Here is a 13140-nt window from a genome sequence, read left to right as displayed (position 1 = left end):
GCCGGATCCACCTCCGAAAGCGCACGAAGCGACATCCAGATGTGACAAGGCCCGCACGGATGCAGGCCTTGGAATCACTGGTGGCTACACCCTGATTTGAACAGGGGACCCCATCATTATGAGTGATGTGCTCTAACCAGCTGAGCTATGTAGCCACACGACGAGGCGTATATTGCAGGTCAGGCTGCTGAATTGCAAGCACTTTTTATCAAAAGCTCAACAGACGAGCCCGACGGGCCGATCAGATCCCCAGCGATGTCTTCACCGCGGCAAGGCCAGGCTGGCCCTCCACGGTCTCGACTCCCTCGAGCCAGGCCTCCAGCACCTGCGGGTTCTGCTTGAGCCAACTGGCCGCCGCGTCATCCGGGTCTTCGCCGCCATCCATGATGTCACCCATCAACTGATTTTCCATCTCCAGAGTGAACTCGAGATTGGCAAGCAGGGCCCCGACGTTGGTGCATGCTTCGCTGTAGCCCGCGCGGGTGTTGGTATACACCGTCGCACCGCCCAGATTCGGCCCGAAGTAATCATCGGCCCCTTCCAGATAGCCCATCTCGAAGCGGGTATTCATCGGGTGCGGTTCCCAGCCGAGGAACACGACCCACTCCTCGGCGGCAATCTTCGACTTCACTTCCGCCAGCATGCCAGCTTCCGAGGAGTCGATCATCTCGAACTCGCCCATGCCGAAGGCGTCGTCATCGATCATGTCGGCAATGATCATGTTGCCGTCGTTACCCGCCTCTATCCCGTAGATGCGACCGTCGAACTTCTCGAGATTGTCGGCAAGGTCCGCCACCGAGGTCACGCCGGCATCCAGCACATACTGCGGCACCGCCAGGGTGTATTTCGCGCCCTGGAGATTGGCGCGCGGGCGATCGACCTGCCCCTTGTCGATGTAGGGGTCACTGATGGAGGCCATCGAGGGCATCCAGTTACCCAGGAAGACGTCGAAGTCATCATTTTTCATGCCGGCATAGGCGATCGGCACCGAGATGGTGTCAGAGGTCGTCTCATAGCCCAGCCCTTCCAGCACGGCACGCGTCAGGGCGGTGGTAGCCGTGATGTCCGTCCAGCCGACTTCGGCGAAACGTACCGTGCGACATTCTTCCGTCACGGCGGCCTGGGCCTGATTCGCCATGACCGGCACGGCGATGACGCCCAATGCCAACAGCACCTTACCAGGTGATCGTTTCATGCTAACCCCTTGTTTTATTGTTCGTTGTCAGTCAACTCTCGACCATCGGCGCAACGTTCAACCTACATTGAGATCGACATGCTGCCCCTCCATGTTCTACCGCACTGTAGCGCTTTTACCAACCGGCCTCGCCAACCCACTATCTTTCACGCCCGCCTGCCGCTGACCGCCACCTGACCTCGATTCCTCGCCCGCCTCCCCTTTGATGCCCTCCCGGACTGCCTGTTGACAGCCCCCTGGCTGCCCCGCCCTACCTCAACTTGACGCATCGAGAACCAGCCTCTACACTTTTTGTTAATTGAACGTTCAATAAAAACTTTGCACACGACAGCATGGTGCAGCGCTCGCGGCAAACCGGTGATGATCCAGTACCATGGCCACACCCAGTGTCACACCGACCCGATATACGAAAAGGACTCCGTTGATGCCCAAAGTGGGAATGGAACCTATCCGCCGCCGCCAGTTGATCCAGGCCACCATGCAAGCCATCGATGAGGCAGGACTCGCCGATGCGACCGTGGCCCGTATCGCCCGTCACGCAGGTGTGTCCACCGGCATCATCAGCCACTATTTCGGCGGCAAGGATGGCTTGATGGAAGCCACCATGCGCCAGATTCTCACTGACCTGCGCAGCGCCGTCAGTGAGCGTCGCGCCGCACTGGCAGATGATGACGTCCGCAGCCATTTGCGTGCGGTGATCGACGGCAACTTTGATCGCAGCCAGGTCAGTCAGAGCGTGTCCAAGACCTGGCTGGCCTTCTGGGCCTCCAGCATGCACCGCATTCCGCTGGAACGCCTGCAGCGGGTCAACGACAGGCGGCTGATCTCCAATCTGTGTGCCCTGTTCCGCCGCTGCATGCCGCTGAACGAGGCACGTGATGCCGCGGCCGGACTGGCCGCCTTGATCGACGGCCTGTGGTTGCGCGGTACGCTGGACCCGACCGGCCTCGATGTCGAGCGCGCACGCCGCCTCGCCTACGAATATGCTGACTACCAGCTGACACGTCACATGACAGCATCCCTGAACGCGACAGACTCCCCCACTTCCCCTGAACCCAGAAAGGAGCGCACGCATGGCTAACGGCAACGCAAGCTTCCCGACCCAGACCCTCTACATCGGTGGCCGTCGGGTCGAGGCTACCTCCGGCGAGACCTTCGAGACCGTCAACCCGGCCACCGGCGAAGTCATCGCCGAGATCCAGCAGGCCAGCGGTGCCGACGTCGATACCGCCGTCGAAAGCGCCCTGCAGGGGCAGAAGGTGTGGGCCGCGATGACCGGCATGGAGCGTTCACGCATCCTGCGTCGCGCCGTCGATCTGCTGCGCGAGCGCAACGACGAACTGGCACTGCTCGAGACGCTGGACACCGGCAAGCCGCTGTCCGAGACCGAAGCGGTCGACATCGTCACCGGTGCCGATGCACTCGAGTACTACGCGGGCCTCGCGCCGGCCATCGAAGGCAGCCAGGCGCCGCTGCGTCAGGAAGCCTTCGTCTATACCCGCAAGGAGCCGCTGGGCGTCATCGGCGCCATCGGTGCCTGGAACTACCCGATCCAGATCGCCTGCTGGAAGTCTGCCCCGGCTCTCGCCGCCGGCAACGCCATGGTCTTCAAGCCCAGCGAAGTCACGCCGCTGAGCGCACTGAAGCTGGCCGAGATCTTCACCGAAGCCGGCCTGCCCGACGGCGTGTTCAACGTCGTGCAGGGCGATGCCCGCGTCGGCGTTATGCTCACCGAGCACCCGGATATCGCCAAGATCTCCTTCACCGGGGAAGCCGGCACCGGCAAGAAGGTCATGTCCGCGTCCGCCTCTTCCAGCCTCAAGGAAGTCACCATGGAGCTGGGCGGCAAGTCCCCGCTGCTGGTGTTCGCCGATTCCGATCTCGACCGTGCCGCCGACGGCGCCATGATGGCCAACTTCTACAGCTCCGGTCAGGTGTGCACCAACGGCACCCGCGTGTTCGTCGAAGCCAGCGTCAAGGAGGCATTCGAGGCGAAGATCGTCGAGCGAGTCGCGCGCATCAAGGCCGGCGACCCGCAGGACCGCGCCACCACCTTCGGCCCACTGGTCAGCTTCGAGCACCTGGACAAGGTCGTCTCCTATCTGGAAATCGCCAAGCAGGACGGCGCACGTCTGCTGGTCGGCGGTGAGCGCATGAGCGAAGGCGACTTCGCCAAGGGCGCCTGGGTCGCACCGACCGTCTACACCGACTGCAGCGATGACATGCGCATCGTGCAGGAAGAGATCTTCGGTCCGGTGATGTCCATCCTGTCCTTCGACAGCGAAGAGGAAGTCATCCGTCGCGCCAACGACACCACCTATGGCCTGGCGGCTGGCCTGTTCACCGAGAGCCTGAACCGTGCGCATCGCGTGATTCATCAGCTCGAAGCCGGCATCTGCTGGGTCAACACCTGGGGCGAGTCGCCGTCCGAAATGCCGGTCGGCGGCTACAAGCAGTCCGGTATCGGTCGCGAGAACGGTGTCGAGACGCTGTCTCATTACACCCAGACCAAGTCCGTGCTGATCGAGATGGGCCCGTTCGAGTCCGCCTTCTGAGCCAGCACTGGCCATAAGGCCTGATGACAGCAGCACCCTCTGGCGCCAGAGGCTGAAGTACCGGAACTCAAGACCGGGCCAAGCGCCAGATGCCCCACCTGCCGGCATGTCGAACACTCGCCATGCCGGCTGCACGCCGCGTCGCTCGCCAGCGCCGCGCGCAGTGCCCGAATCCCGATGAGTCGTTGAGCCCCCGATGGCAGCTTGCTGTCATGCGGTGCCCCGACGACTCTTCACAGACACATCACCGTATCCATCCGCCCGGCAGTGGCCACCCCTCGTCGTCGACGGGGCGTCCTGCGCCCGCATGTGGCATCTGATACGAAAGGAGATTTCATGAGCCAATTCGAGCGTGAATACGACTACGTCATCATCGGTGCCGGCAGTGCCGGCAACGTGCTGGCCACCCGCCTGAGCGAAGATTCCGACGTCAGCGTGCTGTTGCTGGAAGCCGGTGGCCGCGACCACCGCTTCGACTTCCGTACCCAGATGCCCGCCGCCCTGGCCTACCCGCTGCAGGGTCAGCGCTACAACTGGGATTTCAAGACCGATCCCGAGCCGCACATGAACAACCGTCGCATGGAATGTGGCCGCGGCAAGGGTCTGGGTGGCTCCTCGTTGATCAATGGCATGTGCTACATCCGCGGCAATGCGCTGGATTACGACAACTGGGCCAAGGACCCCATTCTGGCCGACTGGAACTATCGTGAGTGTCTGCCCTACTTCCGCAAGTGCGAGACACGCGATATCGGCCCGAATGACTACCATGGCGGCGACGGCCCGGTGTCTGTCACCACGCCCAAGCAGGGCAACAACGAGCTCTATCATGCCTTCATCGCGGCAGGCATCGAGGCGGGCTACCCGGCCACCGAAGACGTCAACGGCTACCAGCAGGAGGGCTTCGGCCCGATGGACCGCTTCGTGACTAGGGAAGGCCGTCGTGCCTCCACCGCGCGCGGCTATCTGGATACCGCCAAGAAGCGCCCCAACGTGACCATCGAGACGCGCGCCACCACCGACGTCATCCTGTTTGAAGGCAAGACGGCGGTCGGTGTGAAGTACGAGCGCAAGGGCAAGGACCACCGCGTGCGTGCGCGCAAGGAAGTGCTGCTGTGCGCCGGCGCCATCGCCTCGCCGCAGATCCTGCAGCGCTCAGGCGTCGGCAACCGTGAACATCTCGAGCCGCTGGGCGTGAAGATGGTGCACCACCTGCCGGGCGTGGGCGAGAACCTGCAGGATCACCTCGAGCTCTACATCCAGTACGAGTGCACCAAGCCGATCTCGCTCTACCCGTCCCTCAAGTGGTACAACCAGCCGCCCATCGGCCTGGAGTGGATGCTCAAGGGGACTGGTGTGGGTGCCAGCAACCAGTTCGAGGCCGCCGGCTTCATTCGCAGCGATGACAACGAAGCCTGGCCGAACCTGCAGTATCACTTCCTGCCGATCGCGATCAGCTACAACGGCAAGAGCGCGGTGCAGGGCCACGGCTTCCAGGCACACGTCGGTTCCATGCGCTCCCAGAGCAAGGGTCGTGTCCGACTGACCTCTCTCGACCCCAAGGCCGCGCCCTCGATCTTCTTCAACTACATGGCCGAGGAGCGGGACTGGGAAGAGTTCCGCGCCGCCATTCGCCTGACTCGCGAGATCATCGCTCAGCCGGCACTGGATGATTACCGTGGCCGCGAACTGGCGCCGGGTGCTGATGTCCAGACAGACGAGCAGCTCGACGAGTACGTGCGCAACCATGCCGAGACTGCCTACCACCCGTGTGGCAGCTGCCGCATGGGCAGTGACGAGACCTCCGTGGTCGATGGTGCCGGTCGCGTACATGGCCTAGACAACCTGCGCGTCGTCGATGCCTCGCTGTTCCCGGTCATCCCCACCGGCAACCTGAACGCGCCGACGATCATGCTGGCCGAGAAGATGGCCGACAAGATTCGTGGCCGCGCGCCGCTGCCGCCGTCCGACGCCGATTACTTCGTGGTCGAGCCGGGCACACCGGCCAAACAGCCCGCCAAGCGCCAGATCGATTCCGCGCCGATCAATGGCTGAGCATTGATCAATGACTGAGCACCGATCAATGACTGAGCACCGATCAATGACTGAGCACCGATCAATGACTGAGTTCAGGTCGATGACCAAGCACTGATCAACGCCAGAATCCGTGCGAGTCAACGCCTGCGACAGGTAGTCTGGCCTCACGCACGCAAGCGCTATCGATCGTCCAAGGCCCCGCATTGCGGGGCCTTTTTCATGCCTGTCAGAAGCAGCCACTCATCCCGGTCTTGCGCTCTCCGACTGCCTGCCCCGGGCGGCTGTCCTTTTCGAGAACGAATCCGCACACCTTAGACCTTGGACGTACTGCAGGGTCGAGCAACATGGGATAGGCTGAAGACAATTCAAACAACCGTTCTAAACGCATGGCTGCTACGCTGTAGTAACACCATGCAAAGACACCATCCCTCGCCACCCGGAGATCCTGCCATGACGCAGCTCATCCTCATCCTTGTCGCCATTGCCGGTCTGTTGGCCGTCATGGCACGCGAAGCCGGGGCCCTCGCGGCCATCGGCGTTCTCGCCATCATCGGCATCGTCGGCCTGGCGGTCGACGCGCCGGTGCTGGGTTGCCTGCTGCTGATCGGCGCGGCACTGGTCGCGGTATGTGGCCTGCCGGCCCTGCGCAGCAAGTGGCTCAGCCCGCGTCTGTTCGCGATGTTCAAGAAGGTCTCCCCCAAGGTCTCGGACACCGAGAAGGTGGCGTTGGAAGCCGGCACCGTGTTCTGGGACGCCGAGCTCTTTTCCGGCAAGCCGCAGTGGAACACCCTGACCGCACAGCGCAACGACGGCATCTCCAGCGAAGAGCAGGCCTTCATCGACGATCAATGCTCTGTCGCCTGCGGCATGACCAACAGCTGGGAGATCGCGCGTGAGCGTGCCGATCTGCCCGAAGCGCTGTGGGAGTTTCTCAAGCGCGAGAAGTTCTTCGGCATGATCATTCCCAAGGAATATGGCGGCCTGGGCTTCTCGGCCAAGGCCCAGTCACTGGTACTGCAGAAACTCTCGGTCAACGAGACACTGATGGTCACCGTCGGCGTGCCCAACTCCCTCGGCCCGGGCGAGCTGCTGCTCAAGTACGGCAGCGAAGAACAGAAGAACTATTACCTGCCGCGTCTGGCCGATGGCCGCGAGATCCCGTGTTTCGGTCTGACCGGCCCGCGTGCCGGCAGTGATGCGACTTCCATCCCGGACACCGGCATCGTGTGTCGCGGCATGCATGATGGCGAGGAAGTCGTCGGTATTCGCCTGAACTTCGAGAAGCGCTGGATCACCCTGGCGCCGGTCGCCACCGTGGTCGGCCTGGCCTTCCGCATGTTCGACCCCGAGCACCTGCTGGGTGACGTGGAAGACATCGGCATCACCTGTGCCCTGATTCCGCGTGACACCGACGGCATGGACATCGGTCGTCGTCACCACCCGATCGGCGCGCCGTTCATGAATGGCCCGATCTTCGGCAAGGATGTCTTCATTCCGCTCAGCTACCTGATCGGTGGCGAGCAGATGGCCGGCCAGGGCTGGAAGATGCTGGTCGAGTGTCTGTCGGTGGGTCGCTGCATCACCCTGCCGTCCGGCTCTGCGGGCATCTCGCGCTACGCGCTGGGCTGGAGTGCCGGCTTTGCGCGCATCCGCCGTCAGTTCAATCTGCCGGTGGCCGAGATGGAAGGCGTTCAGGAGCCCCTGGCGCGCATGGCCGCGATGAACTACATCAGCCAGGCGTCCGTGCTGCACACCGCCAACATGATCGACAACGGCCACAAGCCGGCGGTGCCTTCCGCCATCCTCAAGAGTCAGCTGACCGAGATGGCTCGCTCGCTGCTGGCCGATGGCATGGATATCCACGGCGGACGCGGCGTGACGCTTGGCCCGCGCAACTACATCGGCGTGGCCTACGCTGGCACTCCGGTCTCGATCACGGTGGAAGGCGCCAACATCATGACCCGCAACCTGATGATCTTCGGTCAGGGCGCGATCCGCTGCCATCCTTACGTGCTGGAAGAGCTGGCCGCCAAGGACGCCGATGACCTGAACGCCTTCGACAAGGCCTTCTTCCGCCATGCAGGCCTGATCTTCGGCAACGCGGCACGCGCCTTCACCCAGAGCTTCGGCATCGGCGGCAAGGCCACCGGCTTCGACGCCATCGCCACGCCCTACACCAGCCACATCAACCGCTTCAGCGCCGCCTTCTCGCTGTCCGCCGATGCAGCCATGGCAAGCCTCGGCTCCAGCCTCAAGGCGCGCGAGATGCTGTCGGCACGCCTGGGCGACGTGCTCTCCAACCTCTACCTGGCGTCACTGACGCTCAAGCAGTGGCACGAATCCGAGGCCTGCGAACACGAAGAGGCGCTGTTCCACTACAGCATGCAGTGGCTGCTGCACCGCGCGGAAAAGGCACTGGATGAGCTGTTCGCCAACCTGCCCAACCGTGCGCTGGGCACTGCCCTGCGCGTGATCGCCCTGCCGCGTGGCCGTCAGTTCGCCATGCCCAGGGACAGCCTGACCCGCGAGGTCGCCCGTGCCGTTTCCACCGACACTGCACTGCGTGCCAAGCTGACCGACAACACTTGGGACGCCCAGGACGAAGGCCAGCAGGACAACGCCCTCGCCCGCTACAACGCGCTGCTCAAGGACTATCCGCGCGCCGAGCCGATCTACAAGGCGCTGGCCAAGGCCTACCACAAAGGCGAGATTCCGGCCGATGCCCTGTCACCGGAAGCACGTATCGAAGCGGCGGTCGAGGCAGGCATCCTGTCAGCAGAGGATGGCGACTTCATGCGCGTCTTCGAAGCCGAGGTGCTCGACATGCTGACCGTCGACCACTTCGAATTCGACGCCTTCGTGCGCAAGCCGATGGCGAGTGACGGCACCGCCTCCAACCCGCAGCAGGACGCCGCCTGATCACTACTGGCGACGCCCACGTGATCGACGCTCGAACTGATCACTGATCGCAGAACCACAAAGGCCCCGCTCAATGAGCGGGGCCTTTGTCTTGGCAGAGCATGCCATTCGCGTGCGTCATCTCATCCTCAGATATGACGCGCGAAGTGCTCCAGGTCACGCACGAAGGCGTTCTTGTAGGCCTCGAAGTCCTTCGGGCGCGCCTTGAAGGAGCGCTTGATGCGCTCGCGATCCAGGCGCAGCGGCGCGTCGAGGGCTGCCAGATTGCCGACACGCGCCGCCGGATTCATGCCGACCAGCTCGCGCGGCTGATCGCCTTCGGCCTCAGCCTCCAGCCAGTCGTTGATGCCGGCGCGACGCAGCACACTGACCAGTGAACTGTCGGTGATGCGTACCTGCAGGCGACCGTGATCGGCCAGCTGGGAGACCAGCGCGATGCCGTGGTCGTGACCGCGATGCACCGTCGGCGTCGCCCACAGCGCCAGATTCAGGCCACGTGCGTTCTCGTCGAGTACCAGCAGCGCGGCAGAGTGGATGCGCTCGGCATCGTCGACCAGCGCGAACAGGCGCGCCATCTCATTCTCGAACCACACCCCACGCACGCCGGCGTAACTCACCAGCGCATCCAGACCCCCTTCGCGGCCATGGACTTCGGCGCACAGCATCGCCAGACAGGCATCACGTCGGGCACCGGCACTCACTTCAACCACTTTCATCGCGTTCTCCGCCACAGGCATTTTCAGCGCGCAAGACTAGCACACTCGCTCGCCGGCCGCTTATTTCGGCCTTGAGTTACCCCCGGCGCCTCGCTTGCCAGCCCGAGCCGAGCTGGCGGCGCCACACGGCGGCTGCTCAGTCACAAGTTCAGCCTCGCTCGAATGAACATCTTCCTGTCACAAAGTTGTAAAGCGGGCGCTATAGAGTCGTCTACGCTTTTCGGACGATCATCAAAAGAACAAGAAAATGTTCACTTGATCGTCGCCATCGATCGTCAGCGGCCAGCGTCCTTCTTCTTTGTGCGGAAGCTGGCCAGGGGAACCTCTCAGGAGTTTGACCATGCGCCGCCCGACTCATCATGCAAGCACCCGCACGACTGCCACCGCGACTCGTCGCCTCGCCAGCCTCGCGCTGGCCATCGGTTTCGCCTCCGCCTCCGCCAGCGCCCTCGCCGCCACCGAGGTGGAATGGTGGCACGCCATGGGGGGCGGGCTCGGCAAGAAGGTCGACGAGATCGCGGCCGACTTCAATGCAAGCCAGGACGACTACGTCGTCAAGCCGGTCTTCAAGGGCAACTACTCCGAGACCATGACCTCCGCCATCGCCGCCTTCCGCGCCGGCAAGGGCCCGGACATCGTGCAGATCTTCGAGGTCGGCACCGCCACCATGATGAGCGCCAAGGGCGCGATCGTCCCGGTGTATCAGCTGATGGCAGACTTCGCGCCGCAGGAAGGCACCGCCTTCGACCCTAACGCCTACCTGTCTGCCGTCACCGGCTATTACACCGATACCGACGGCAAGATGCTGTCGATGCCGTTCAACTCCTCGACGCCGGTGACCTACTACAACAAGGACGTGCTGGCCGAGGCGGGCGTCGAGTCCCTCCCGCAGACCTGGCAGGAAATGGGCGCTGCGCTCAAGAAGGTCGTCGATTCCGGCGCCGCCAGCTGTGGTCTGACCACCACCTGGCCGTCCTGGGTGATGCTCGAGAACTTCTCGGCGCGCAACGACGTGCCCTTCGCCAGCCAGGCCAATGGCTTCGCCGGCACTGATACCCGCCTTGAATTCAACACGACCGCCGTGGTCGATCACATCCAGCGTCTCGATGACTGGCAGGCCGACAAGCGCTTCGTGTTCGGCGGTCGCTTCGATGATGCGGCGCCCAAGTTCTACTCCGGCGAGTGCGCGATGATGATGGGCTCTTCCGCCAGCTATGCCGGCGTCAAGGAAAGCGCCAAGGGCTTCGAGTTCGGCGTCGCACCACTGCCCTATGACAGCGACGTGATCGAAACGCCACAGAACTCCATCATCGGCGGCGCGTCGCTGTGGGTACTGTCCGGTCACAGCGATGAGGAGTACCAGGGTGTCGCCAAGTTCTTCCAGTACCTCTCAAAGCCTGAAGTGCAGGCCGACTGGCACCAGTTCACCGGCTATCTGCCGATCACCACTGCCGCGGCAGAGCTGACGCGCGAACAGGGCTTCTACGCCGAGAACCCGGGTACCGACGTCGCCATCACCCAGATGACCTCCGCGACGCCGACCGAGAACTCCAAGGGGCTGCGCCTGGGCAACATGGTGCAGATTCGTGACGTGATCAATGAAGAGCTGGAGAAGATCTTCTCCGGCAAGGAAAGCGTGCAGGACGGCCTGGACAACGCCGTCAAGCGTGGTGATTCGCTGCTCGAGAAGTTCGAACGCGCCAACGGCTGATCATCGCCACACCGGGGGCGGGCCCATGCCGGGCTCGCCCTCCCGCCATTCTCTATCGCCAGAGAGCGGAAAGCGCATCCGACATCCGGTGTCCTTTCCCTTCTCTCACGGCGTGATGGTGCAGGAACGGCCGAGACTTGCCGACTCCGTGCTACCGACGGCACCACCCAGCCCCTCCTTGCTTGCGAGACCCCTGCTGCATGGCCCATTTCAATCGACACCCCATCACGCCCTGGATACTGCTGGCCCCCCAGCTGCTGATCGTTGGCGTGTTCTTCTTCTGGCCGGCCTACCAGGCCATCGAACAGGCCTTCTATGTCGAGGATGCCTTCGGTCTCTCGCGGGAATTCACCGGCCTGAGCAACTTCGTCAGCGTGCTGAGCGAGCCTGAATACCTCACGACACTATGGACGACCACCTATTTCTCCTTTGCGGTGGCCTTCGGTGCCATGGCACTGGCGCTGGGACTGGCCGTGCTGGCGGACCGCGTACTGCGCGGCGCACATGCCTACAAGACCCTGCTGATCTGGCCCTACGCCGTGGCACCCGCCGTTGCCGGGGTGTTGTGGCTGTTCCTGTTCGACCCGACGCTGGGCATCCTGCCGGAGCTGCTGTCCGCCATCGGCATCGACTGGAACCACAAGCTCAATGGCGATCAGGCCATGTTGCTGGTGGTGCTGGCCTCGATCTGGAAGCAGATGAGCTACAACTTCGTGTTCTTCCTCGCCGGTCTCCAGGCGATTCCCAAGAGTCTGCTGGAAGCGGCCGCGATGGATCGCGCCGGCCCCTGGCGGCGCTTCTGGACCATCACCTTCCCGCTGCTCTCGCCGACCAGCTTCTTCCTGCTGGTGATGAACGTGGTCTACGCCTTCTTCGAGACCTTCGGCACCATCGATGCCACCACCCAGGGCGGCCCGGCCGGCTCGACGCGCACCCTGGTCTACAAGGTCTATGAAGATGGTTTCGTCGGGCAGGACCTGGGTTCGAGTGCTGCCCAATCCGTGCTGTTGATGGTCATCGTCGGCGTGCTGACGCTGATCCAGTTCAGATATGTCGAGAAGAAGGTGCAGTACTGATGCGCTACAACCGTCCCGGGCTTGATATCGCAAGCCATGCCCTGCTGATCGTCGGCTGCGCAGTGTTCTTCCTGCCGGTCTGGATCGCCTTCAGCGCCAGCACCCACGAGATGGGTGACCTCTATTCCAATGTCGCCCCCGTCTGGATCGGCGAGGCTGGCCTGGACAACTACCGTCATCTGCTGGCAGACCCGGTCAGCAGTCTTGGCGCCGACGTGATGACTCTGCTGTTCAACTCGATGCTGATGGCACTGGGCATCGCCATCGGCAAGATCATCATCTCGGTGCTGGCCGCCTACGCGATCGTGTTCTTCGAGTTCCGCTTCCGCAAGCTGTGCTTCTGGCTGATCTTCATCACCCTGATGCTGCCGGTGGAGGTGCGCATCCTGCCGACTTTCAAGGTAGTGGCCGACCTCAACATGCTGGACAGCTACGCCGGCCTGATCCTGCCGCTGATCGCCAGCGCCACCGCGACCTTCCTGCTGCGTCAGTTCTACCTGACCATTCCGGCGGAACTGGTCGAGGCCGCGCGCATCGATGGCGCCGGGCCGTGGCGCTTTCTCAAGGACATCCTGCTGCCGCTGTCGAAGACCAACATCGCGGCGCTGTTCGTGATCATGTTCATCTACGGCTGGAATCAGTATCTGTGGCCGCTGTTGATCACGACCGATGCCGATTACCTGACCATCGTCGTCAGCCTCAAGCGCATGCTGACCACCGGTGATGGTCTGGTGCCGTGGCAGGACGTCACCGCCACCACGCTGCTGGCCATGGGCCCACCGGTGCTGGTGATCCTGTTCATGCAGCGCTACTTCATCAAGGGCCTGGTGGACAGCGAGAAGTGATCTCGCGCTCCGACCTGCGACACCTCGCCCGCCCCTGATTCCGTTACGCCGTGATGGGCAGACTTGCCCGTCACGCCACCGCTCTGGAT

At 63.1% G+C, this 13140-nt stretch carries 9 protein-coding genes and 1 tRNA gene; 7 read left to right on the top strand and 3 right to left on the bottom strand.

Features of this window, described 5'->3' with window-relative positions:
- Positions 1-78: 78 nt before the first annotated feature.
- Positions 79-155 (bottom strand) — tRNA-Met (locus NH396_RS05950).
- Positions 156-241: 86 nt separating this feature from the next.
- Positions 242-1138, bottom strand: coding sequence for a choline ABC transporter substrate-binding protein (locus NH396_RS05945; protein WP_253062738.1), 897 nt, complete (start codon positions 1136-1138; stop codon positions 242-244).
- A gap of 481 nt (positions 1139-1619) precedes the next feature.
- Between NH396_RS05945 and betI the strand changes: the two genes are divergently transcribed.
- The 4 genes from betI to NH396_RS05925 all read left to right on the top strand — a co-directional run bounded on the left by betI (position 1620) and on the right by NH396_RS05925 (position 8703).
- The gene (betI, locus tag NH396_RS05940; protein WP_176676259.1) at positions 1620-2276 is read left to right on the top strand and encodes a transcriptional regulator BetI; all 657 of its coding nucleotides are present in this window, start codon (positions 1620-1622) and stop codon (positions 2274-2276) included.
- On the top strand, positions 2269-3750 hold the full coding sequence (gene betB / locus NH396_RS05935) for a betaine-aldehyde dehydrogenase (protein WP_176676258.1): 1482 nt from the start codon (positions 2269-2271) through the stop codon (positions 3748-3750). The genes betI and betB overlap by 8 nt, the downstream gene beginning before the upstream one ends.
- A gap of 336 nt (positions 3751-4086) precedes the next feature.
- Positions 4087-5802: a choline dehydrogenase gene (gene betA, locus NH396_RS05930; RefSeq protein WP_176676257.1), complete on the top strand. Its 1716-nt coding sequence runs from the start codon at positions 4087-4089 to the stop codon at positions 5800-5802.
- 432 nt (positions 5803-6234) lie between these two features.
- Complete coding sequence (locus NH396_RS05925) at positions 6235-8703, top strand: acyl-CoA dehydrogenase (RefSeq protein WP_176676256.1); 2469 nt, start codon at positions 6235-6237, stop codon at positions 8701-8703.
- A gap of 128 nt (positions 8704-8831) precedes the next feature.
- On the opposite strand, the gene NH396_RS05920 is transcribed toward NH396_RS05925, so the two are convergent.
- Complete coding sequence (locus NH396_RS05920; RefSeq protein ID WP_176676255.1) at positions 8832-9419, bottom strand: hypothetical protein; 588 nt, start codon at positions 9417-9419, stop codon at positions 8832-8834.
- Between the two features lie 340 nt (positions 9420-9759).
- Between NH396_RS05920 and ugpB the strand changes: the two genes are divergently transcribed.
- The 3 genes from ugpB to ugpE all read left to right on the top strand — a co-directional run bounded on the left by ugpB (position 9760) and on the right by ugpE (position 13051).
- A complete protein-coding gene (ugpB, locus tag NH396_RS05915; protein WP_176676254.1) occupies positions 9760-11130 on the top strand; it encodes a sn-glycerol-3-phosphate ABC transporter substrate-binding protein UgpB in 1371 nt (456 codons plus the stop codon).
- Between the two features lie 200 nt (positions 11131-11330).
- Positions 11331-12206 (top strand): sn-glycerol-3-phosphate ABC transporter permease UgpA, encoded by an 876-nt coding sequence (gene ugpA / locus NH396_RS05910; protein WP_175090577.1) that lies wholly within the window; start codon positions 11331-11333, stop codon positions 12204-12206.
- The gene (ugpE, locus tag NH396_RS05905) at positions 12206-13051 is read left to right on the top strand and encodes a sn-glycerol-3-phosphate ABC transporter permease UgpE (RefSeq protein WP_175090578.1); all 846 of its coding nucleotides are present in this window, start codon (positions 12206-12208) and stop codon (positions 13049-13051) included. The genes ugpA and ugpE overlap by 1 nt, the downstream gene beginning before the upstream one ends.
- Positions 13052-13140 lie beyond the last annotated feature (89 nt).

Origin of the sequence: Cobetia sp. Dlab-2-AX (assembly GCF_024124625.1) — a bacterium.
Lineage (GTDB): Bacteria > Pseudomonadota > Gammaproteobacteria > Pseudomonadales > Halomonadaceae > Cobetia.
Note: the sequence above shows the minus strand (reverse complement) of the source record. Positions and strands in the feature narration are given on the sequence as shown.